Here is a 23730-nt window from a genome sequence, read left to right as displayed (position 1 = left end):
ATCGTCACCGCACAGCGGCAGCACCTGCGCCTGATCCAGCGTTTCGGCTGGGACGCCATCTACGACGGGGTCTTGACCGCGTTGATGGGATCAATGGGACCCGACCCTCGGACTGAAACGGCAGCAAGCCGTCCGGGCGGCGCACAGCCGCGTTCTTGTACCCGCGGGACGCGAAGAAACATCGTTCACCACGTCGAAGTTGCTCGCCTGCCTCTAGCCGCCACCTATCTCCGGACAGTCGGAGCTCAGCGCGTCCGGACTTAGTTGGCGACCGCAGCTCGCCAGCGGGAGCGCTCGCCACGTTCGTGCGGAACGGACAGCGCGATCGTACCGAACGATCATCGGCCCAACACGATGTCCGAGAGACATTGACCTTCAATCACGTAGGAGGCCGAGGATCCTGCTCCTCGGCGCAGGCGCGGGATGATGGTGCGCGCTAGTGCCCGGTCAGTGGTCATTCCAGTAGTCGGACGGAAAGCCGGCCAGGTGGTTGCAGGTGGAGATCAAGGCGTTTTCGATGTCAGATGCCGTTGGGGGAGAGTGGGTTCCGGCGATTTCGACGAGTGAGGTTGGGAGGAGGCGCTCGGTCTGGTGGGCGGCGATCAGGCGGTCCAGATCGGCCAGGCTGCCCATGTTGACTTTTGGGTTGGCGTTGGCGCGCAGCATGGCCAGCAGCTGCCGGTAGGTGTCGGGCGCGACGATGCGGGGTTTGAACGCCTTCAGGTAGACCTTCGGTTTGGTGTCGTCGGCACGATAGCGCCGCGCCGCGACATCGAAGACGAGGTCGATGATCCGTTCGAAGGTCGGTGCCGCGGGACCCGCGGTGATCCAGTAGACGTCGCCGGCTGGTGGCTCGTCGGCCAGCGCGGCGAGGGCGGCGGCGGCGAGATCGGCGGGCATCAGATCGGCCCGCATGCCCGGCGTGCTGGGCACGAAGGGCACCAGGCCCGCCATTGCCGCGCCGAGGATGTGGTGAAAGGCCTGCAGCCGGGCGATGTTTCCGGTTGCGGAATCTCCGATCACCGTCGAGATCCTGGCGATCGCCGCAGGCAGCCCGGACTCGCGAACCAGAATTTCACCGCGGCGTTTGGAGGCCGCGTAGGCGCCGAGGGCGACCGACTTGTCGTCCGCGTGGCCGATATAGGCGGTTGATGTGTGCACCAATCGGGCACCGGAGTCGGAGACGAATCGTAAAACATGGCCGACACCAGAAACATTCAATTTGTGCAGCGTCTTCGCCGCAGCCCCGAAGTTCACCGAGGCCGCGCAGTGCACGACGACCTCGACGCACGCCGCGAGGTCGCGGTACTCGCGCGGATCGAGCCCGAGCCAGGGCCGCGTGATATCGCCCCGAACCGATTCGGACCCGGCTGGTTTGTGGTGCACCAGCGCGATCACCCGGTGCCCGCGCACGTCCAGCGTGCGCAGCAACGGCGAGCCCACGACACCGGACCCGCCGGTGACCAGAATCGTCCGCCCGGTCATTCCCGGCCCCTTGGGCCAGCGCCAGTGAAAACCATCCGCAAAGCCGCGAGAACTGTTGGCCCACAGCATAACTGGAGGTCGAAGACCGGAAGATCCAGTTGGTCGTGCTGTCCGGCGGCACGGGCCTCGACCTCGACGATGCCGGTGGTCGGCAGTTCCCCGAACAGTGCCAAGGAGTCCATCCGATACGGAAACAGGAACCTGTCTCCCGCTGCGGGCAGTGCGGCGATGGTGTGCATCGCGGCATCGAGCAGTCCGTGGTGCAGCGTGCCGGGCGGGACGTTGCCACGCCCGCAGTCGAGAGCGCCGGAGGCGCCGAATGCGTTGGCGTGCACCGACTGTAGATATCGCATGCAGGGTCCGTGGAACAGCGTCCCCGCCGTGTAGGGGTCGGGGGCGGGGCGGGCATCCGCGAGTGGGGCAAATCTCACGGGACGGAGGTGTGCGTCGAAGAGCACGTATCCAGTGGCGACCGGGGTGTACCGCGATGCGCGGCGGACCGACAATGTGACAAAGGGTTCGCGTGGCTGCCCGCCCACTTCGGTGCGCAGTCCGACCGGCTCGGCGACGGTGATCCGATCCCGGAAGGTGACCGCACGTAATCCTGTTACCGCGCAGCCAGTTCGGGCTGCCGCGGCGCCGGCCAAGAGATCGGCGATCGCGGTACCGGGCAGCACCGGGACCCGCCCGTCCGGGCAGTGGTCGGCCAGCCAGGGCAGCGCCGCGGGGTCGAGGATCCGCTCGGTGATCGGCGGACGGGCCTGCGGGCGCTCCAGCCAGCGGCACAGGGTGTCGTGAAAGTCCGCCTGGCTGTGCAGGAAGCGCTCGTGCAGGGCGGTCGTGGTGGCGTGCGACTCCACGATCGCATCGGCGAGTGTGCCGTTCGGTCCCGCCCGCACCTTCTCGTGCGGGGTGGCGCCGACGCGGGATGCCGATGGTAGGCGCGGGGCGGGGGCCATCTCGGCGAACTCACCGTCATCGGGTTCGCCGTTCACCGCAGCACCACCTCCGCCGCGGATCGCACCCCGAGAATCGCCGGGTCCGCGACGATCAATGCTCGGGGATCCGCTGCTGGATAACCTAATTCGGCGAGAAAGGCCTCGGTACCGGCCGTTGGATCGATCAATCCGATCCCTGCGGCAAGTAAACCATCGCGCAGCGACGGCGTGACCATCCCGCGCTGCCACGGCCCCCACTGGATCGAACGGGCCAGGCAACCGGGCCGGGCCACCTGTTCGGTCGCCAGCACCTGGTCCAGAGTTTCGTTGCCCATGGCGTAATCGCATTGGCCCGCGTAACCGAAGCGCCCGGCCACCGACGAGAACGCGCACAGCAGCCGGAGCGGGTCGCCGCTCGTTGCGTCGAGCAGCGTGCGCAGCCCGTCGACCTTCGTCCCGAAACGCAGCTCGAACTGGGTGTCGGACTTGTCGGGGAGCTGTTCGCCCGCAAGGATTCCCGCCCCGTGCAGCACTCCGGTGATCGGGCCCCATTCGGCGCGGATCGGCTCCAGCGCAGCTGCCACGCCTGGGCGATCACCGATGTCGAGCTCGATATAGCGGGCCGGTGCGCCCACCTGATCCAGCGCGGCCAGTGTTTCGCGGATCTCCCGTGCGGCAATCACTGTGAGCGCTTGCGCCCGCGTTTCGGCGAGTGGCATACCCGCTCCGGCAAGTACGCGTAGCAACTCGTCCTCGGTCCGTGCGTGTGCCAGAGCGGGATCCTCCCGCAGCGGCGTGCGCCCGATCAGGACGAACTTGGACCGGTAGGTGTGCGCCAGCGCGCGAACCGCCAGTGCGGTCATCCCGCGACCGCCACCGCTGACCACGACCACGTCATCCGGCCCGAGATCGAGTTCTGGCCCCGGCTGCCAGGAGGTTTCGGTCAGATCGAGGGTATGGCGCGCGCCGTCGGCGGCCAGACCCACCTCGAGATCGCCACCACCACACCATAATTCGGTCACGATCGCCTGCGCGATGGACTCGGCGTCACAGCTGCCTCGTGCGCAGTCGATCGCCTTCACACCTGCGGAGGTCCATTCCGCCGCCGCCGTGCGCGCCGCAGCGGCGATCCCGCCCAGCCAGGCCCGCACCGGATCAGCCCGAGACGGTCCGAAAGATCCGCCCGTGTCCTGGACGGTGACGAACAATGTTGTGTCGGTGGCGTTTTCCACTCCGCCCCGGCGAATATTGCACGCCAGCGCGCGGGCCGCGCCGAACGCATTCCGTTGCACCGCCAGTGCGTCGTCCACTGTAGTGATATCGGCGAGGCCACCGAGGAACACCACGCCGGTTGCGTTCTCGGGCACGGTATTGCTCATCCGCGCCCTGCAACCGCGTCCGGTGAGCGCTGCGACCACCCGAGCTGCGATCCCTTTACCGTCGTCGGTGACGATCAGCAGACCGGAGTCCAGTCCGGCCATCGGCGTACCGGAGGCCGCGGTGGGAACTGTGATGGTTTGCCATCGGCGCAGCGCCGGCCCGGCACCGACCGGCAGCTGTGGCGCGGTGAGGTCCCGCAGTGCTGCCGCAATGTCGTGCACCGTCTGGAGTGCGCCGAGGTCCATCGGCTGAGCGCGCTGCTCCAGGATCGGAAATCGCGCCGCCAGCGCGGCGGCTACCTGGGCCCGAGTGATGGAATCGAGCCCGAGGTCACCTTCCAACTCCATGTGCGGGGCAAGCATGTCCACCGGGTAACCAGTCTTGTCGGCGACCACCCCCAGCACCACAGCCGTCAGGTCCTCGGACGTTGTCGGGGTCGAGGCACCTGATGCTTGCGGCAGATCCAGCTCCGGTGCCGGGGTAACCAGGGTGGACGGCAGCGGCGCAGCGGTCTGGGTGTGGATCACCGCCGGTGCGCCGACCACCGGCGCCTGGGATGCCGCGGGCGGGATAGGGCCTACCGCTGGCGTGGGCACGCTCGGCTCCGAGGTTGCGGTAACCATCAGTGCCGCAAGTATTTTCTTCGCCGTGGCGAGGTATGTGGCGTGCGCTTGGGCGGTCTGGCGTTGGATTTCGAGCAGTGACCACACCAGCGTGGGATCCGCGTCGAACGATGGGGGTTCGGCGTTGTCGCGAACTGCGCGCGGGTGCGTCGCTGGCTGGGCGGGGTGGTGGAGGTTCGGCGCGGTCAGACCTGCCGCACCGTTGGCCGGAGGGTATGGCCGGCCGAAGCTGCCGCCGTTGACGGTGATCCGCATGCCGGTCTCGCCGATCGGGCCCTGCCGAGGCTCTTCCCACAGCGCATCACAGGTGATCGGTACGCCGAGTGTTGCCAGCCGGCCGAGTGCTGCGCTGAGCGTTGCGATCCCGCTGCCGCCCTTGCGATCCAGCGCGATTCGCTGATGCGGGCGGTCGGCCAGGATGGTGCCGACCAGGCCCATCAAGACCGACCCCGGTCCGACCTCGACAAAGGTGCGGACACCGTCGTCATACATGGTGGAGATCATTGTGGCGAAGCGGACCGGATCGGTCACATGATCGACCAGTGAATCACGCAGCCGGTCCGGCTCGATGGGCGCCAGCTCGCCGTCGACATTGCGGTACACGTCGAGCAGCGGCGCCCGCAGCGGTATCTCGCGCAGGAATTCGCGCATCGGTGCACTGGCCGAGGCCATGCGTGGACAGTGGAACGCCCCTGGCGTCGCGAGACGCGTGGTGGATACCGCACCACGCAGCTCGATCTCCAATTTGTCGATGGACTCCCGGGATCCGGCGACAACCACCTGGGCGGGTGCGTTGTCGTTGGCGATCCACAGATCGCGCATATCGCGGTCCGTGATCAGCGCGGCCACCTCGCCATACGCCATGCCGACAGCCAGCATCGCGCCACCGTCGGAGTCCGCGTCGCGCATCAATTCGCCGCGCCGAGCGGCCAGCCGCATCAGGCTCTGCGCGTCGAGGACGCCCGCGGCATGCAGGGCGGTCAGCTCACCGAGACTGTGCCCGGCGACGCAATCCGGCCGCACGCCGAAGACTTCGAGCACCGCCAGCAAGGCGAGACTTGCTGCGGCCAAAGCAGGTTGGGCCGCTTCCGTGGTGGCGAGGCGCCTGCGTTGCGCGTCCCGCTCCGCATCGCCGAACACCGGACGTGGGAAGACGGCCGCCGCCAGCTCCGGGCCGGCCAGTCGATCCCATACGTCGTGCGCGGCGGGCAGATGCACCGCCACCTCCGCACCCATGCCCGGGTACTGCGAACCCTGGCCGGGGAACAGGAAGGCGAGCCGACCGGTTTCGGGTGCGCCCACCGCGTAGGAGGTTCCCGACGGCGTATCGAATGCCGTATCCGGTTGTGCCCGTACGTGTTTCATCGCCTCGGCGATCTGGTCGGCCAATTCCGCGGGACCCGCGCAGATCGCGAGCCGAACCTGATCGTCGGACCTGAACTGTTGCTGAGCTCGACGCACCAGCTCGGCCGTCGCCGACTGCGCCAGTTCCTCGGCCAGATCCGTGCAGCGGGCGAGAAGTTCGTTTGCCGAACCGGCCGACACCAGCAACAACTCGCTCGGGCGCGCCTGCGCGCGTGGCGCCCGCATCGCGCCGGTCCTGGGCACGTACTCCTCGAGGGTGAGGTGGAAGTTGGTGCCGCCGAACCCGAAGCTGGATACCGCGGCTCGGCGCGGATGTGCGGCCCGATGCACCCAGGGTCTGGTCTCGGTATTCAGATAGAACGGCCCCTCGTGCAGCCCGAGCGAGGGATCGGGCATGGTGACGTTGATGGTCGGCGGCAGCACCCGATGATGCAGGGCCAGTGCGGCTTTGAGTACACCCACCGCGCCCGCCGCCGTCTTGGTGTGACCGATCTGCGATTTGACCGACCCGAGTGCGCACCACCCGTGCGCTTCGGGCGCAGCCGCACCGAACACCGCATGTAACGCCGCTACTTCCGCCTTGTCCCCGGCCGGTGTCCCGGTGCCGTGCGCCTCGACCAGCCCGACTGTTTCCGGTCCGTATCCCGCTGCCACGTATGCCCTTCGGATCGCCCGCTCCTGGCCACTGGCCTGTGGGTGGTAAATGGAGCTGCCGCGGCCGTCCGACGACGACCCGACGCCGGTGATCACCGCATAGATCTGATCCGCGTCCCGTTCGGCGTCGGCGAGTCGCTTCAGTGCGCACATTGCCAGTCCCTCGCCCAGCAGAATCCCGTCGGCATCGGCCGAGAATGGCCGGCTGACACCGGCCCTCGACAGCGCGGTGGTCTTGCTGAAAGACACGAACATCATCGGGTCGTTCATCGTGTCCACACCGCCGGTGAGCACCAGATCTGCTCTGCCCAGCGCGAGTTCGTCGCAGGCAGCGGCCAGCGCGGCCAGCGAACTGGCGCACGCCGCGTCGACGGTGCAGTTGGTGCCGTGCAGGTCGAAGACGGCAGCGATGCGGCCGGCGACGACATTCGAGAGGATCCCGGGCAGTACAGCCTCGTCGAACCCGGTCGTATGGCCGGTGACGGCATCGCAGATCGACTGCACCTCCGCGTCGGCAAGGTCGTTCTCGCGCAAGACTTTCCGCAGGATCGGGCGGCTCAGCCGGGCGCCGATTTCACCACCCAGCTTGAGCATCCCACTGCCCATGATGACCGCTGCCCGCTCGCCGTCGATCCGGTCCACCCCACCGGTGACGTCGGAGAGCACCTGATCGGCGACCACCAGTGCCAGCAGTTGCGTGGTGTCGGTCGATGACAGATTCTTCGGCGGTATCCCGTATCGCATCGGGTCGAATACGATATCGGGCACGAAACCGCCACGCCGGCAATAGGTCTTGTCGAGGGCCTCGGGATCGGGATCGTAATGGTCGTCGATGAGCCACCGGTCCGCGGGCACATCGGTGATCAGGTCGCGCCCCTCGAGAACGTTGCTCCAGAACGCGTCCACATCGGCAGCGCCCGGCAGGATCGCGCCGAGGCCGACGATCGCGATCGGAGGCATGCGTGGCTGGTCTGTCGTCACTGGTTCCTCCGAGATCAGTGCGGCGGCCGCAATCGCCGCGGGACGTAGGCATAAGCGTTGTCCGGCAAGGCAATACCGAAACTGCGAAATTGGTGCGCGCGGGTCAGGACGGCGGCGCCTTCCATCAGGTTCAGCGCGATCTGCACAACACCGCGCTGTGTGGGATCGGCGAGGAAAGTCCCCGCCGTCCACCGGTTGAAACTTCCCGTGGCGGGGCCGCACCACAGTTGATAGTCTGCGATCCTTTCCGGCGCACCGGACACCGCCCACCGCACCGACTGGGACATGTACCAGCGGAACACCAGCTCCATCCGCAGCTTCGGATCCGACAATGCCAGCTCCGCGGTAGCCGGATCGCGATGCTGCCAATGTGTTTCGGTGTCATGCCACACCTCGTCGAGGGTCGCGCCGAACACCTCACGTTCCAACCGTGCCCGCTCGCCCACAGGGATGCTGGCGATGCTGTCGTGCGCCGCGTACACGCGGTACAGCTGCGCGGCGCGGGCGGCGAACAGCGTGCCGCGCCGCAATACCTGGGTTCGGATGCCCTTCTCGAACTGGCCCGGCGACGGGGCCATGGCGACATCGGAGATGTCGGCCGCCGCGAGCATGGCCTTGGCCCGCTCGGAGACACCGGCCTCCACCGACATCTGGTTTACCGAACCCGTGAGCACGTACGCGGCGCCCATGGCGAACGCCGCCGCGACCGCCGCCGGATCACCAAGGCCACCGGCCGCACCGATCCGGATCGATGTAGACCAGTCAGTATTGCTGCGCTGCAGTGTATTCCGTGCAGCGAGCACGGCGGGCAGTACAGCCACCAGCGATTGGTTGTCGGTGTGCCCGGCGCTGTCGGCCTCGATGGTGATGTCTTGCGCCACCGGTACCCGTGCGGCCAGGCGGCCCTCTTCTTCGGTGAGCAGGCCCTGCGCGACCAGTGCCCGCAGCAGCGCGACCGGTGTCGGGGACATGAACCGTTCGGCGACATCGGGACGGGAAACCTTGGCGAACACGGCAATCGGGCGCACGATCGCACCGGTGCGGTCCTGCCGCAGCCCCACCGCGGCACATCGCGCGACCGCCGGGGTCACATCGGTGAAGGCCGACAACGAGATAGCCGGCACCTGCCGGGCCAGCAGCAGATCGGCGATCCGGTCTTCGCCAGGTGCGTGGATGAGGTTCACACCCCAGTTCCGCCGGTCGCCCAGCGTGCTGGTCAGCGCGCCCAGCGTGCGGTCGAGGGTGCCCGTCTCGACGCCGCCCGCCCCGAAGAAGCTCAGCATGCGAGCCTGCGCCATCGCCACGACCAAGCGGGCCGAGGAGATACCGAACGCCATTTCACCGGCGATGTAAGGGAATCGGACGTCGTGCGTTTCGGCGAAGGTCCGATCCCCTAGCCATTCCGGAAACATTTCCGGCAACGTACCGATAACGGTGAAATCGGCGCGGGACACATCGGCGTCCTCGGCGAGGACGCCCCGCAATCCGTCGAATTTACGCTCGACGACGTGAATTCGTTGCCGCACATTATTCACCAAGGCCATCAGCTGGTGACCGCCGAACGCCGGGGCAGCTGAATTCGCCTGGCCGACCGATGTCGTCACAGGATTCCTGAAGGAACTCAGTAGTTCCCGAGCAGCGAGTTACCGTTCGCTTTCGGTTCGGTACTGGTGAGGAACTCGGTATATGCGATGGCGTATTGATCCATCGTCGCGTAGCCGCGGTTCCAGTAGTCCAGCTTGTCGAAGGATTCGGCCGTCTCCATATCGCTCAGGCCGAACGCTTCCTTGCCGAGTAGCATGTGCTCGGCCCTGCTGATCCGATTGTCGCCGTCGGCATCGGCGACGCCGAACAGCAGATTGCAGGTCAGCCCGATGAACTGCGAGAATCTGACCGGGTCGGAGGCCTGCGGCGCCACCAGCGAATGGACGAACTGTGATTCGGTCACCTGCCCACCCTCGGCGCCGGCGACGGCCAGCTGGAATTCTTCCCAGATCTGCTTCAGCGTCTCCTGCATCTCGGCGACCTTCCCGGGATCGCGTTGACCGGAAACCGTGGCCAGACGCGCGCCGAGCGCCTCGTAGTCGGCAACCGACACGGCACCGTCACCATCGACATCCAAAACCTTGAACAGCTTCGCCAGCTTCTGACTACGTACGTCGTCGAGCATTTCAGCCATTGTCGAACCCCTCGGAATTAGGTTGCGTCAATCGAATCCGTGCTGCCCAGAGCCTACCGCCTGGGCTGCACCGACGTCGCTATTACGACAGTCTTTTTCGAATGTGTGAATCCCGCATCGGGGGCCCGCGCGCTCGCTATACTGCGACCAGTCGTGATCGCCTGTCAGCGCGATGGAGTAGGTTGCCAAAAGTTGCTCTTGTTACCTTGCCCGCACACGGCTCGGATGTGCGGTAGTCGTGCACAACCGGCTACCGAGCATCTCGGTCCAAGGGCATGGAACAGCTGCAGCCACAACGGCATTGCCCGTTCATCGGGCGAGTGGTGATTGTCGTGTCCAGTTTTGTTGGCACCGTCCATATGAAGCGGGCGCGGGGTGTCGCAGTAAGGGTTATGTAGCGGATGGTGGAATTGCCCTGACCGCAACGACTTTCACATCTGCAGCGAAGAAGCCCGGAGCGCGAACCCCGGGCCTCGTCGGGACTCGATCACAGGGGCTGGAGGCGCCAGCCGCGGTCGACGGTTGTGGTGAGGGATTCACGCATGGTAGCCATTCCGTCCCACTTGATGTAGGCGTGGTTTTCTGGTGGTGGCACCGGCCGCAAGCCCCCGTAGCGCCCCAGGGACCCGGCGTTGCCGGTCTGGGTGTAGTTGTGTCGTGACCCGATGATGAAAACCTTCGGGATGACCTCGTACAGATCCATCTCCGGATTGCCGCGCCGCTCGAAGATGTCGCTGGGGAAGACGGTGTTGCGGCCGGGATACATGTATTCCAATCTCCCGTCGCGCAGGCTGACGAGCCGCGCCGAGTGGGTGAACGGGGACGGTGGTGTTCCGTTCGCGCGGAAGCAGAACACCCATCGGCCGTCGTTGTAATTGGCGTAGTCCTGGTTGATGTACCCGCCGCCGCATCGCTCTCCCGGCTTGTCGCTGCGGGAGGTCCAGGCATCCAAGTAGGCGTTTTGCTCGGTGGATATGTAGTAGTAGGACAAGATCTTGACGGTGCGCGAGTACCGCCACCCTCCGCCCTCCAGCTGGCTGGCGAACGGCTGCAAATGTGTGGGCAAGGTTGTGATGCAGCCGTCCAGAAGTTGCTGCAGTGTCAGCAGCCCGGATGGCAAGCTCGGAGCTTTCGCCTCCGCCCGCCGATCGGTGATCTCGGAGATCGAGTCAGGTGAGTCGAAGCTGTCGAATGACCGGATCTTTTCTTCGTCGTTCACAGGAATTCTCCTAGCGTCGCGAGAAGTACGTCCCAACAACGTCATCCATGGGGTGTTGAAACCCGGGCCGACCGACTCGAAACACATGGCGAGGGATGTCGGTCACGATGGTAAGGGTCGGCCAATCGTGATCCCGAAGATCGAAGCCGCCGCCCGTGCCCTGGGAACCGGCCGGTCTGGATCGTCGTCTCTCGTGAATCCTTCGCCGGCGGCGCTGCTTCGGCGGTTTGTTGTGGTCACAGCGCCCTACGGTATAGCGCCGGCCAACTGGTTCCAGAAGAATTCAGCAGCAGAAGCAGGATTGGTCGATGCTTGCCGCGTCAGGAGAGTCGGCGGGATTGGTCGACCCGCGCCGCGACACCGAGTTGGCCAGTGCGCGCAGTTGCGGATTCGCTGTGCTCCTGGCGCGACGGGTCTGCGTGCTCAGGAATCCGATGGCGTCGAAGGCCAACCGGCAACCCCCGGTTCGCACCTCTCGGTCGACGCCCCGCGCCGCGTCAAGGTCGCCAAGTCGAACATCCGCTATTGCCGCATACAGCGCTGTTCGGGTCTGGCCTGGCCGAATAGCGTGTGTCGGTGTGCCTGCGCCTAGGCTGCTGCCAGCGACGAGAGGATGCAGACGGGTACTTGGGAGCGCGGGCCCGTTCGGCAACGATTGTGCCGCCGATGCCTGATCTGTGGCGCTGCCGTCGGCTAGTCGTCGGGGGAGGCGCGGCGGTTGCGTTTGGTGGCGCCGCGCCGCTTCTTCGCGGAGATGCGACGTTCCTTTGCTCCGCGTGAGGGCTTGGTCGCGCGGCGAACAGGTGGCGGGGCGGCAGCGGCGTCACGCAGTAACGAGGCCAGGCGTTCGCGGGCGGCGGCGCGGTTCTGTAGCTGTGCGCGTTGCTCCGATGCGGCGATCGTGAGAACCCCGTTGACCAGGCGGGTGGCCAGCCGGTCGAGCATCCGGGTGCGCAGCCACTCCGGTACCGAGGGCGAGTTGGCGAGGTCGAGCGACAGCTCTACCCGGCTGTCGGTGGTGTTGACGTGCTGCCCTCCCGGACCTGACGACCGTGAGAACCGCTCGCGTAACTCGGATGCGGGTATCACCAGCACCCGAGTCACGGTCAGGTCTTCTGCCATGATCCGACGCCGCTCTTTCTGATCAACGAGTCGCCTTGGCCACGTCGGTCTAGTCGCGACTGAATGGTGACCTTGTCGTTCACGATAGCGATGACCTTGTCGACGTGTAACAAGCAGGCCGTCCGCACATGCCGCATATCGTGCGCGGTTGGCGCACCCAACCAAGCAACACGGCAAAGACCCCGCCGGGCCGCTCGCCTGTATATCTCAGGCGTGGCAATGCCTTTCAGATGTTCAGGTGGTCGAGTTCGGCAGTTGCTGCGGGGTGCCCGACACCGCGCGCGAGCGGGTGCGGCTCGCCAGTGAGTACCGCGAGCGCGGCAGCGACTTCGTGCAAGTGCGACTTGACGTAGGTGTCGGTAGTGCCGGAACTCTTACCACGATGGCCGGCGAAAGCGCGGGCAACGGCATAGCTGAAAGTCAGTTCGACCCAGGTCAGCGTGGTGTGACGCAGTTAGTGGGCGGTGACACCCTGCCTGGCTACCCACGGCAGTGACTCGCCGATTCGTCCCCAGACGTAGTCGTATCGGCGTGCGGTGATCGGGCGTCCGTGCCGGTAACGCAGCAACTGGCCGGTGAAAGGCGCCCCGCGCTCGGTGCCATGGTCGTTCAGGTGCCGCATCAGTGTCGGCGACACCGGCTGCCAGCGATCCGAGCCACCCTTTTCTCGCAGGAACACCAAGCACTGGTCACGATCGAGATCCTGCGGATGTAACGCCAGCGCGCCACCGCGACGGCACGCGGTCTCGAGGTGAAACCGCAGGATCAGCGCGTCGAGTTCGGGGCCGTCACCGGAGGTGGCTGCAACCTGGCAGATCTCGGCGACCTGACCCGACGGGACCGCATACCGATGCGATGCCCGACGGGACGGAATCGGCAATCGCCGTGCCGGATTATCTTGCGGCCGAACCCATCCGGCTTCCTCGGCGTAGCGGTAGACGCAGCGCGCTGCTGACACGAAATGCTCGACCGCGCTGGTCCCGCCCCGAGACGCTCGGTTGGAACGGGCAGTTGTCTGCACCGTGTACGCGAGTTCCTCGAGCTCGTGGCGGGTGGGCTCGGTCAACGACCGGTCCGGCCAAAGAGATTCGAGCAGATCAAAATGGGTCCCGTAGGTGCGCGCGGTACCCGCCGACAGACGTGCCCGCACACGCGGGATCACCTCGGCGAACGTCGGGGCCGCCGGTGCGGTGTCGACGAGGTCGGCGGCGGTGATGCCCATCTGGGCCACCAGCAACCGTGCCGCAGCCAAGGTATCTGCGGTGACCGCAGTCTGAGCAGCACTCTGGATCGTCATAAAGATTCCTCCAGGATTCGTCGGCTCTGACTGGTCAGCCCGTCGAGCACAGCCGGGGGATGAATCAGTCGGCGCTTCCGACCGCAATGCGCCACCAACAGCACCCGGTCGCCTTCGAGCAGACCGACCCGCGACCGGCGCATGTTCGCGGTGGGCGATGATCAGGTCGCGGTCAGGCAGCGGGGTGCTCGATGGGTCTCGGCGCGATGCTGCTGGGTTACCTTGCCATTTGGTGAAAGAGCCACGTATGCAACCTGTTGCGTTGTCACTCGGTGGAAGCACATGGTGGGATGGCCGGGATGATGCGCTGACCCGTGCGCCGTCGTTGAACGAGCTCGCGGACTATCGGGAACCAGAGCAGGGTGAGGAGCGTTAGCGCGAGCGCGTGCCAGGGTATCCGCCACCACCAAGGGACCACGGGTGGAAATGATGTCACGGTGGTGGCGAGCGGTGCGGGGAAGGACCAGGCCAAGAAGGCATCGCCGATGGGGAGGGCGCCGAAGGCGTAGCGTTTGGAGTTGCCGAGAGTGACTGGTATGCCGAGGCTTTCACCGAGGCTGGTGATCGGACCGGCGAGGGATTGATCGCCGTGCACTCGGGCCGCGCCGATGGTGACCACCGTGGCCGAGACGCTGACACCGAGAATGAGTGGCCCGGAATCCACATCGCCTGCGCCGTTGCGGCCGTGCGGATACTCGCGCACTCCTGGCAGACCGAGCGGGGTATCGACGAATAATCGGCGGAATGCGCTGTACTGCTGTCTGGCCCACGGGGCATCTATCTCGGGCAGGAACCGCTGGATCATTGCTTGTGACGAGCCGCGCGCACCTTCCTTCACGGGTGTCGTTCGGTGCGGCAGTAGACCAGTGGCTGGGTCCAGGTGCGCGCGAGCCGAAGTGAGCCATTGGGCGATCACCGGCTCGAAACGCGAACCGACGATGCGGTCGTGCAACCTCAGCGCGGCCACAGCCACCACATTGTCGACGGGCCAGGCCTGGCCCGGATACGCTGCAAGGAACGGCCCGTCGGTATCGAACGCCGCCGCGAGTGCCTCGCAATCGGCGGTGAATTGCGCCGTCTCCGGTGCGCCGGCACCGGCGAGTTCGATCACGGCCCCGCGCAACCGGCTGGACCATCCGACGTAGAAGACTCCGTATGCCGGGCGCAGTCGCGCATCGAAAACCGCTCGCCCCGAAGGGGATTCCAAACGCTGCAGCGCCCAGCGCGCCTCCCGAAGCGCCTCGTCCCGATACGTTGGGTCACCGCGCGCGACGTCAGTCCACGCCAATCCGTACAAGGCGTGCGAAAAGAAGTACCCCTCGGGAAACATTCCCCGCATCTCCTCCCCGGCCCCCGATCCCAATTTCGCACGGAGAAAACGTAATTGGGCGGCAACATCGGTGCGTGGCTGCTCATCCTGATACAGCCGACCCTGCGGGATGAGGATCAGCAGCGTGAGCAGAGCCGCGACGGCGACGTACATCGCCCCCAAGATGGTGCGAAAGGGGATCACACACCGACCCTAATCCCGAGTTCAATCCGAGCAGGTTTGCTGGTTCGACCACGAGGTGCCTCGTTGCGGAAATCAGGAACGACTTCGTCGACTGCGCGGTGGGCGACCTGTGGTCGAGTTCGGCTCATCGGAACTCAACCGTCCCCACGCTGCACATCGATGGGTCACGGTATGTCCCACGTCCTTCGTGAATAACAGCCCGGGATCCGGGCCCGACGTTGTCGAGGCTGCCGCGGCCCGCCTCATCCGCAGCTCGAGGATATTGAGCGCATAGAGGTCGGTCGCGCCGAGGTCGAGGGCTTTGGCGCCCGCTCGAGCATGCAGCGCAACGGAACTCGGATACCGGCGGAAAGTCGTACCTGGATCGCCTCCATGCCGAGGTGTTGACAAGGGTCATACATTCTCGTAATCTCTTCCTCAACGAAGAAACATCTTCACTGCAGATACATCTTCTGGGCAGAAGAATATACGAGAGGCTCAAGCTTTGACCACCATCGACATCAACCCAGCCACCCCAACAGCCCCGACCAAGTCCCGACGCCGCACCATCGTGCGAGCACTGGGCGCCACCACCCTCACGCTCGGGGTGATCGCCGCGGGTGGCTACCTTTGGCTGGACCGCACCTCCGAGGTGCACAACACCGGCGTCGCCGAGTGCACCAGCGTCGTCCCCGACGGCGGCTCCGACACCGACCTGCGGGCGGTCTGCACCACGCTGAGCACGATGACCGCGGCCTGGGGCCGCAACGATGCCGACGCCTATGGCGCAACCTTCACCGAGAACGCCACCTACACAACCTTTCTCGGCACCCACTACCAGGGCCGCGGCGATCTGACAGAGGCGCACCGCGCACTGTTCGACGGTTTCCTGAAGGGCACCAAGCTCGCGGACTCCTACCTCGACGCCCGGTTCTACGGCGGCACCGTCGCCATCGTCACCAGCCGGGGCGACCGATACTCCGACGACAAACCCGCCGAGTTGTCCAAGACCCAGACCTACACGTTGGTGCGTGAACAGGATGGTCAATGGCGGATCGCGGCGTTCCAGAACACCCAGCGCAACCCGGTGATGGAACGTGTCTCCTTCCTCTTCGACCCGGCGACCAAGCCGCTGGCCGAGCAGTGAAAGCGCTGGTGACCGGCGCGAGCGCAGGCATCGGGCGGGCATTCGCGACCACGCTGGCTGCCGCCGGGTACTCGGTGACGGCCGTGGCGCGCGGGAGGGATGAGCTCGAGGAGCTGATGACCGAACTCGGCGAGGGACACGACTACCTGGTCGCGGACCTCGCGACCGAGGACGGGCTGCGGGTCGTCGCGGCGGCGCTACGTGCCGGCGAATACACACTGTTGGTGAACAACGCGGGCACCGCCACACATGGCAGCTTCGCCGACATTCCCCTCGAATCAGCGCTGACCATACTGGATCTCAACTGCCGAGCAGTAGTAGTGCTGGCCCACGCCTTCCTCGCCGACGCGGCGCCCGGCAGCACGCTGGTGAATGTCTCCTCGACCCTCGGACACACCCCGAAGCCGGGCATGAGCGTCTACAGCGCATCGAAAGCTTTCGTCACCACCTTCTCCGAAACACTGTGGCACGAACAGAAATCGCGCGACGTGAAGGTGCTTGCCCTGTGTCCCGGTGTCACCACGACCGGCGGGAAAGCCGTCGAGGATGTGCCGTCCTGGCTGGTCCAGTCGCCCGAGCAGGTCGTGCACGCTGCCCGGAAAGCTCTGTCCGGCAAGGCCGGTCCGGTCACCTTCACCAGCCGGACCAACCAGATATTCGTTGCCGTGCTGTGCCTGCTGCCGCGCCGGGTCGCATTGTCCGCCCTCGCGCACTGAATTCCCCACCACCACTGACTCCGAAGGAATCTCAATGGAGATGTCAAGCCCCCGCAGCGACCGATCTCGGTGTCTGAGGTGTGAATTCCAGCCCGCAACCCGTCCCGCCGCCCGCTGATGACCAGCATCGCCGTGGTCGGAGCGAGCGGGCGCACCGGCCGGATCGTCGTCGAGCAGGCCCTTGCCTGCGGGCATCGGGTGACCGCGATCGTCCGGCGGCCCGGAAGTTTCTCACCCGCACCGGGATTGCGTGAGGTCATCGCCGATCCGACAATCCCGGGGTCCCTGCACGGACTGCTCGTCGGACACGATGCGGTGATCTCCGCACTCGGCGCAGCCGACCGCGCTCCCACCATCGTCTACTCGGCGAGTACCGCCGGGATCATCGCCGCCATGCCGCCCGGCGGTCGACTCCTCGTCGTCTCCTCTGCAGGACTGGATGTTCCGGCCGATGCCGGGCCGGCGAGCAGAGTGCTGGCCGCCGCACTGCACCGGATCATGTGCCATACCTACGCCGACATGGCGCGGATGGAGCAATTCCTCACCGAGAGTGCGCTGCGCTGGACCGCCGTTCGCCCGACCCGGCTCACCGACAAACCCGGCGCCACGATCCCCCGAGTCTCGTTGGGCGCCACGTCGAAGGTCGGTCCGCAGATCTCCCGCGCCGACCTCGCTGCCTACTTGCTCGATGCCGTCGACGACCCACACACCCACCACGTTGCGGTTTCGGTCTCGTCGGGGCGAGTCCTCCGCAACGCTACGGCGGTCTGCAGATCAGCGAGTCGATGAGAGGTGCTGATCTACCCACCGCCCTGATCCTGGCATCACCGGCTCGGACCCGCGCTTTCAGCGATGGCGTTGGCCTCTATGCCGTTGGCAGCCTGCACGAATGCGTGAACTCGTCGGGTGAGTTCGGTGGTGAGCCAGCCGAGGCCGAATTGCGGGGGTGCGCCACCAACGCCAGGGCACCACGAAAAACACTGCGGCTGTTACTACTTCTTCCCGGATCCGTTGCTACCGCCCTTGGCGGGCCACCGACTGAGCTCCCACCAAGACCACTCCCGCTACGCCACCGCACCCCGGCTCCGGACACCGTCTGGTTGGAAAGCACCGACAAGCCGCGACAGTTGATTACGCGAGCCCACCAGTACGCATCTGCGGGTGCCTCAGTCGGATGGTGTGGTTGGGCTTCTGGGCGTGCGAAGGGTCCGGCGGATGGCGTTGCGGAGCCAGTGGTGGGCTCCGTCGGCTGTGTGTCGGGGGTGCCAGGCCATGCTGATGGTCAGTGGCGGCAGTGCCAGGGGGATGTCGAGGAGGTGCAGTCCGAGGGCGGTCGCGTCGTCGGTGAGGGGCGATGGGTCGGCACCGGGGAGTGCGGCAGGTACGAGGCAGACGATGTCGCTGCGGGCGGTGAGGGTCATGGCGGCCAGGTGGTTGGGGAGGACGACGCTGACCCGCCGTTGGAGGTTGTGCTGGGCCAGCGCGGTGTCGAGTGGGCCAGTGAACCGGCCACGGCGGCTGACCGCGACGTGTTGGGCGGCAGCGAGCCGGGTCGGGGTCAAGGGTTCTTCGGTGAGGTGGTGGCCGGGCCGGACGGCTGCCACCATGCGCAGACTGACCAGTTCTTCGACCTGGGTTTCGGGATCTACGTGGTCGATGGATCCGATCTCCAGATCGATCCGGCCGTCGCGGAGTGCAGATCCGGCCTCGAGCTCTTCGGCCCGGAGCCGGAACGAGACCCCCGGCGCCTCCTGCTGGGCCAGTTGCAGCAGTCGGGGGGCCAGTGCCGCGCCGACCAGGTCGGCGGCCTGGAGGGTGAAGGTGCTGCTCAGGCCGGCGGGGTCGACGCCCGTGCCGGGGCTGAGCAGTGCTCCGAGACTGCGTACCACTGCGGCGGCTTCGTCGCGCAGGGCCTGGGCACGCGGGGTGGGGACCATGGTCTGTCCGGCCCGGACCAGGAGAGGGTCTTGGAGGATGCGGCGCAGGCGGGCGAGGGTGCGGCTCATGGCGGCGGGCGACGTGTGCAGGCGGGCGGCGGCGCGGGTGACGCTGTGCTCGGCCAGCAGGGCGTTCAGCGCGATGGCGAGATTGGCGTCGATGACCGGATCCGGGCTGTTCACCAGCATAATTCCATTTCAGTCAATGATTCAGTGCTGAAGTTCCCATTGTGGCAACGCTTGGTTCTCCGCAGGATGACGGTGTACCGATCCCCACGACCTGCGAGGCTTTCATGATCGTTATTACTGCTCCTACCGGGAACATCGGCCGTCCCCTGCTCTCCCAGCTCCTGGAGTCCGCCCACGCCGCGGGTGAGAAACTGCGGGTGATCGTGCGCGATCCCGCGCGGCTCCCGGACGCGGCGCGCGGACGCGTCGAGGTGATCACCGGCTCGCACGCAGACGCCAGGGTCCTCGACCGGGCCTTCGAGGGTGCGGACGCCGTCTTCTGGCTCGTCCCCCCGGACGCCTCCCAGCCCCCGCACGACGGCTACAGCGGCTTCACCCGCCCCGCCGTGCAGGCGCTCGCCGCCCACGGCGTCGGCCATGTCGTCGGGGTCTCCGCGCTCGGCCGCGGTACCCCGGTCGCCGACCGCGCCGGCCTGGTCACCGCCTCCCTCGCCATGGACGACCTCATCGCCGGCACCGGCGTCGCCTACCGAGCCCTGGCCAACCCGTCCTTCTTCGAGAACCTCCTGGAGGAGTCCGACTCGATCCGCGACAAGGGCGTGTTCACCGACGTCGTTGACGCCGACCGCAAAGCCCCCCTCGTCGCTGTCGCCGACATCGCGGCCGTCGCCGCCGGCCTGCTGCTGGACCGCTCGTGGACCGGCACCGACAGCGTCCCCGTCCTCGGGCCGCAGGACCTGTCGCCCAACGACCTGGCCCGCATCATGACCGAACAGCTCGGCCGCCCCATCCGCTACGAACGCCAGCCGCTCGACGAGCTGCACACTACCCTCGTCGGCTATGGCCTCAACGAGGCGTTCGTCCAGGGTGTCGTCGACATGAAGCGGGCCAAGGACCAGGGCCTCGACGCCGGAGTCGCCCGCACCCCGGACACCGCGTCCCCCACCAGCTTCGAGCAGTGGTGCGCCCAGACCCTCGAGCCCGCTGTCCGCTCCTGAGGCCCACCACCCGTCGCCCGGAACCCATGGTGCCCAGCGCACAACACCGCCTACACCTTTGGAGGCACCCTGATGCCCGCTGAAGAAACCGAACCACCGGTCACGGCGTTCATACTCGTCAAGACCACACCCGAGTGGCTTGCTCTGACCGTCCAGGAACGTGTGGACGCCTTCACCACCCAGGTCCTGCCCGCCGTCGAGGCCAAGACCACCGGCGTACGGTCACGCTTCTACGACACCGAGTTCTACTCCGCACGCATCACCGATGTCTGGGTATGGGAAGCAGAAGACCACCACGCCTACCAGCTCCTCATCGACGCGCTGCGCGAAACCCCGTTCTGGGATCGCTACTTCGAGGTCATCGACCTCCTCGTCGGCACCGAGAACGGCTACGCCCGAACCTACGGCCTCGAACCCGTCGCCACCATCACCACCTGAACCCCCGCGCGGCTGGGCCGATGTCAACCGGCCGGAGGGCATCGGCCAACGAGCTCGCCCACGGCCACGGCCTGCGGCGATGCCGCTACCACGGCCAGCCAAAAGCCCACGTCCAGCTCGTCCTCACCGCCGCCTGGGCGACCAGGCACCCCTTCGAGGTGTCGAGCACCACGGCGGGTGGCTCGTCCTCGAGGCCTGATGAGCAGCAAGGCCCTACGAGGCGGCGAGGTCCCGGCGTCGGAACAGCACTACTCCGACCGCACCGATGACGGCGGCGATCACCATGAGCCAGACCAGTGGAGTGGCCGTGACCTCCGCGGCGGGTACCGCAGGGATGTGCGCGAACGGCGACAGGTTGCGGACGGTGTGGGGCAGGCCGAGTAGCGGTCCGAGCAGCCCGAAGGCCAGGCAGAGTGCGAGGACGCCCCAGGAGAGTCCGGTCGACCAGGCGGGGAGGCCGCCGAAGAGGAGTGCGACCGCCGCCGCGACGACAAGGATCGCGGGCACGAAGACCAGAGCCGCACCGGTGAGACTCACGACCTGTCCGGGCACGTCCCCGATAACCAGACCGAACGCGAGCCCCGCCGCCGCCCCGGTCAGCGTCTGCAGGACCACGATCCCCGCAGTGACCAGGCCGATATGCGCGAGCATCCATCGCGGGCGCGAAACCGCTGTCGCGAGAACGGGTTCGAGCCGCCCTGCCGACTCCTCACCGCGCATCCGTAGCAATGCCTGCACGGCATAGCCGGCGACCGCGATCGCCATCATGCCGAAGATGGCGGCGAAGTAGGCGTTGATCATGTTGGTCGTTCCGCCACCCAGCTGTTCCATCATGTCGGCCACCTGCTGGCCCTCGCCGAGGAAGTCGTCGATCTGGTCGCCGATCGCGCCGTACACGACGGCGAGGACGGCGACTCCGAATGCCCACCAGAACAGGATCGTCCGTTGCATTCGCCACGCCGATCCGACCGCCGTCGGCAGCGAACGGGACGCCCGGGCCGGGCCTGGCCGGGTCGGCACGAGCCCCGAGCCGACGTCCCGGTGCTCCGTGAGTGCGAAGCCGACGGAGCCCACCACGAGTGCGAATACGGCGGGCAACGCCAAAACCCACCAGGCGTTGTCGTCGTAGGGTCGGACCTGCTCGGCCCAGCCGATCGGCGACGCCCACGTCGGCGAGCCGGCCACCACCCGGGTGCCGCCGGCCGTCACCGTCCCCGTCATGTCGCCCACCGCACGCAACAGGAACGCCACGCCCAGGGCCGCGCCGGCCAATCCGTTCGCGGTACGGGCGCTGTCGGTCACCTGGGCGGTGACCGCGGCGATCGCCGCGAACGCGATGCCGGCCCCGGCCACCGCAGCGCCGAGGGCGACCGACCCGCTCAGTGGCAAACCCTCCACCATCAGAACGACCACATTGAGCAGACCGAGAAGGACGTTGGCGCCGACCGCGACCATCAGCGCGGCGGTGAGCAGTGCCTTCCGGCCCACCACGGCGGCCTCGACGAGCTCGGCGCGTCCGGTCTCCTCGTTCTGGCGGGTGTGCCGGACGACCAGCAGCGTGGTCATCAGGCCGGCGGCCAGCGACAGCGGCATGACGATCTGGCAAGCGAGTATTGCGCCGGCGCTGTATCCCGACACGAGACCGTTGGTGGCCAGCGCGACCGGCGACGCCGCGGTGGCCATTGCGAAACTGTGCAGGTCGGCCTCGGTGGGATACAAGCCGAACACACTCGAGGCCGAGAATGCCTGCAGCGCAGTGAGAGCGAGCAGCCACACCGGCAACTGGATGCGGTCGCGCCGCAGAGCGAGCCGCATGAGCCGGGCGGTTCCCGCGTACTGACCCCGTCCGGTCGACTCCGGTGCCGTGACCGTGCTCATCGCGCCCGCGTCCGGGACTCGATCCGCCGGTGATTCTCGCTTTCGCGGGCCAATTCGTCCCCGTAGTGCCGCAGGAACAACTCCTCCAGCGTCGGTGGCGTCGACGTCAGTGACATGATCCCCAACGACAGCAAATGGCGCAGCACCCCGTCGATCGCACTGGTGTCCACCTCGCACCAGGTGTGCAGTCCGTCGACCCGTATGTCGTGCACGCCCTCGACTGCCTCCAGTCCTGTCACTGGGCGCTGTGTCTCGGCAGTGATCGACGTACGCGTGAGGTGACGCAGTTCGGCGAGTGTGCCGGTCTCCACGGTCCGGCCCTCGCGGATGATGCTCACCCGATCGCACAGCGCCTCGACCTCCGCGAGGATGTGACTCGACAGCAGGACCGTCTTCCCGGCGTCGGACATCTCCTCGACGCAGTCCCGGAAGACCGACTCCATCAGCGGATCCAGCCCGGACGTGGGTTCGTCGAGTACGTACAGTTCGACGTCCGACGCGAATGCGGCCACCAGGGCGACCTTCTGCCGATTGCCCTTCGAGTAGGTGCGCGCCTTCTTCGTCGGGTCGAGTTCGAACCGCTCCAGGAGTTCCGCACGCCGGGACTCGTCCAGTCCGCCGCGCAGCCCTGCGAGGAGGTCGATCGCCTCGCCTCCGGTGAGATTGGGCCACAGGTTCACGTCACCGGGAACGTAGGCGAGCCGCCGGTGCAACGACACCGAGTCGCGCCACGGGTCGCCGCCCAGGAGACGGGCGTTGCCCGAGTCCGCGCGCAGCAGCCCGAGCAGAACCCGGATGGTCGTCGACTTACCGGACCCGTTGGGGCCGAGGAATCCGTGCACCTCGCCCGTCCCCACCTCGAGGTCGAGGCCGTCGAGTGCTCGGGTCGGCCCGAACGTCTTGACGAGATCCTGCACCGAGATCGCAGCCATGGTGGGGACGCTACGCCGGGCCGCGGGGGACCACGACAGGTTTCGTCGCCGCGCGGTGCCGGATCAGATCAGACCGGCTGGTCGGCCTCGTACACGGCCTCCGCACGGCGCCTGACGTCCAGTTTGCGCGGTCGACTTCCTTGACCTGTGCGCAAACTGTAGTGCTCGGTGCCGTGTTACTCGTTCGGCGCGTGCGTTGACAGGGCCGACGCGGACGCTCTGGCGACGTTCATGTCGATCTCCTGGATCTGGATCGTCACGCCGTCCGGATCGACGACCCGCAAGCTGCGACCGAAGTCCTCGTCGAAGATCTCGTGGTCATAACCCCGCTCGCGCAACCGGTTCGCGACTACCTCCAGCTTCTCGTCAGTCGCGAACCCGAGTTCGACCGAACCGGCCGGGCGTCCCTTCGACACGGTGAAGTCGTGCAACCCGACCGCTCCGGCATCGGCCGAGAGTTGCGCCCACACATCGAGACTCGCATTCGAATCGAACACGAGGCCGAGACCGGCGTAGAACTCGCGGCACGCTTGCACATCCGAGACGTACCTGATGGGTAGGACGGTCAGCATCTTGCACTCCTTCTTGGAACGGGTGAGACCGAGTATGGGCACGCGCCGCACACCGCGCCCCTTTCTGGCGGGCATCCGCCGGAAATCGACATTTGCGCGGTCGGCATGACGGAATCCGTCATGCCGGCAACCGCAGGGCATTGAACGGATCGGGGTCGTTGCTGCTATTCAGCACAGCACCATCGCCT

At 66.7% G+C, this 23730-nt stretch carries 18 protein-coding genes; 5 read left to right on the top strand and 13 right to left on the bottom strand.

Translation table 11 applies throughout. The features are described 5' to 3' along the window. Positions 1-447: 447 nt before the first annotated feature. The 9 genes from OHA42_RS27860 to OHA42_RS27820 all read right to left on the bottom strand — a co-directional run bounded on the left by OHA42_RS27860 (position 448) and on the right by OHA42_RS27820 (position 14756). Complete coding sequence (locus OHA42_RS27860; protein WP_406230770.1) at positions 448-1485, bottom strand: SDR family oxidoreductase; 1038 nt, start codon at positions 1483-1485, stop codon at positions 448-450. Then, entirely contained in the window at positions 1482-2480 is a 999-nt protein-coding gene (locus OHA42_RS27855) for a hypothetical protein (protein ID WP_406230769.1), read from the bottom strand. The genes OHA42_RS27860 and OHA42_RS27855 overlap by 4 nt, the downstream gene beginning before the upstream one ends. Continuing rightward, a complete protein-coding gene (locus OHA42_RS27850; protein ID WP_406230768.1) occupies positions 2477-7426 on the bottom strand; it encodes a beta-ketoacyl synthase N-terminal-like domain-containing protein in 4950 nt (1649 codons plus the stop codon). The genes OHA42_RS27855 and OHA42_RS27850 overlap by 4 nt, the downstream gene beginning before the upstream one ends. A 14-nt stretch (positions 7427-7440) precedes the next feature. Continuing rightward, on the bottom strand, positions 7441-9030 hold the full coding sequence (locus OHA42_RS27845) for a PfaD family polyunsaturated fatty acid/polyketide biosynthesis protein (RefSeq protein ID WP_406230767.1): 1590 nt from the start codon (positions 9028-9030) through the stop codon (positions 7441-7443). A gap of 17 nt (positions 9031-9047) precedes the next feature. Further along, a complete protein-coding gene (locus tag OHA42_RS27840; RefSeq protein WP_406230766.1) occupies positions 9048-9596 on the bottom strand; it encodes an EF-hand domain-containing protein in 549 nt (182 codons plus the stop codon). A 496-nt stretch (positions 9597-10092) separates the two neighbouring features. Further along, a complete protein-coding gene (locus tag OHA42_RS27835; protein ID WP_406230765.1) occupies positions 10093-10824 on the bottom strand; it encodes a hypothetical protein in 732 nt (243 codons plus the stop codon). Positions 10825-11517: 693 nt separating this feature from the next. Beyond that, positions 11518-11946: an alternative ribosome rescue aminoacyl-tRNA hydrolase ArfB gene (gene arfB / locus OHA42_RS27830; RefSeq protein ID WP_406230764.1), complete on the bottom strand. Its 429-nt coding sequence runs from the start codon at positions 11944-11946 to the stop codon at positions 11518-11520. Positions 11947-12400: 454 nt separating this feature from the next. Then, entirely contained in the window at positions 12401-13243 is an 843-nt protein-coding gene (locus OHA42_RS27825) for a tyrosine-type recombinase/integrase (RefSeq protein WP_406230763.1), read from the bottom strand. A 265-nt stretch (positions 13244-13508) separates the two neighbouring features. Further along, on the bottom strand, positions 13509-14756 hold the full coding sequence (locus OHA42_RS27820) for a hypothetical protein (RefSeq protein ID WP_406230762.1): 1248 nt from the start codon (positions 14754-14756) through the stop codon (positions 13509-13511). Positions 14757-15240: 484 nt separating this feature from the next. On the opposite strand from OHA42_RS27820, the gene OHA42_RS27815 reads away from it, so the two are divergent. The 3 genes from OHA42_RS27815 (at position 15241) to OHA42_RS27805 (ending at position 17387) form a co-directional block, all read left to right on the top strand. Continuing rightward, positions 15241-15882, top strand: a complete 642-nt coding sequence (locus OHA42_RS27815; protein ID WP_406230761.1) for an SgcJ/EcaC family oxidoreductase — start codon at positions 15241-15243, stop codon at positions 15880-15882. Between the two features lie 8 nt (positions 15883-15890). Continuing rightward, positions 15891-16598 carry an SDR family NAD(P)-dependent oxidoreductase gene (locus OHA42_RS27810; protein ID WP_406230760.1) on the top strand — a complete coding sequence of 236 codons (708 nt, stop codon included), beginning with the start codon at positions 15891-15893 and terminating at the stop codon, positions 16596-16598. Between the two features lie 117 nt (positions 16599-16715). Then, positions 16716-17387 carry an NAD(P)-dependent oxidoreductase gene (locus OHA42_RS27805; RefSeq protein WP_406230759.1) on the top strand — a complete coding sequence of 224 codons (672 nt, stop codon included), beginning with the start codon at positions 16716-16718 and terminating at the stop codon, positions 17385-17387. A 377-nt stretch (positions 17388-17764) separates the two neighbouring features. Here OHA42_RS27805 and OHA42_RS27800 read toward each other — a convergent pair whose 3' ends face one another. Beyond that, on the bottom strand, positions 17765-18724 hold the full coding sequence (locus tag OHA42_RS27800; protein ID WP_406230758.1) for a LysR family transcriptional regulator: 960 nt from the start codon (positions 18722-18724) through the stop codon (positions 17765-17767). Positions 18725-18828: 104 nt separating this feature from the next. Here OHA42_RS27800 and OHA42_RS27795 point away from each other — a divergent pair, with 104 nt between their 5' ends. Further along, positions 18829-19722: an NAD(P)H-binding protein gene (locus tag OHA42_RS27795; protein WP_406230757.1), complete on the top strand. Its 894-nt coding sequence runs from the start codon at positions 18829-18831 to the stop codon at positions 19720-19722. A 72-nt stretch (positions 19723-19794) separates the two neighbouring features. Further along, entirely contained in the window at positions 19795-20160 is a 366-nt protein-coding gene (locus OHA42_RS27790) for a darcynin family protein (RefSeq protein WP_406230756.1), read from the top strand. Between the two features lie 213 nt (positions 20161-20373). Here the strand turns inward: OHA42_RS27790 and OHA42_RS27785 are convergent, their stop codons facing one another. The 3 genes from OHA42_RS27785 to OHA42_RS27775 all read right to left on the bottom strand — a co-directional run bounded on the left by OHA42_RS27785 (position 20374) and on the right by OHA42_RS27775 (position 23542). Beyond that, a complete protein-coding gene (locus OHA42_RS27785; protein ID WP_406230755.1) occupies positions 20374-22038 on the bottom strand; it encodes an ABC transporter permease in 1665 nt (554 codons plus the stop codon). Beyond that, positions 22035-22970 carry an ATP-binding cassette domain-containing protein gene (locus tag OHA42_RS27780; protein ID WP_406230754.1) on the bottom strand — a complete coding sequence of 312 codons (936 nt, stop codon included), beginning with the start codon at positions 22968-22970 and terminating at the stop codon, positions 22035-22037. Before OHA42_RS27780 ends, OHA42_RS27785 begins: the two co-directional genes overlap by 4 nt. A gap of 176 nt (positions 22971-23146) precedes the next feature. Next, positions 23147-23542, bottom strand: a complete 396-nt coding sequence (locus OHA42_RS27775; protein ID WP_406230753.1) for a VOC family protein — start codon at positions 23540-23542, stop codon at positions 23147-23149. Positions 23543-23730 lie beyond the last annotated feature (188 nt).

It is taken from the genome of Nocardia sp. NBC_01009 (assembly GCF_045208035.1).
Lineage (GTDB): Bacteria > Actinomycetota > Actinomycetes > Mycobacteriales > Mycobacteriaceae > Nocardia.
Note: the sequence above shows the minus strand (reverse complement) of the source record. Positions and strands in the feature narration are given on the sequence as shown.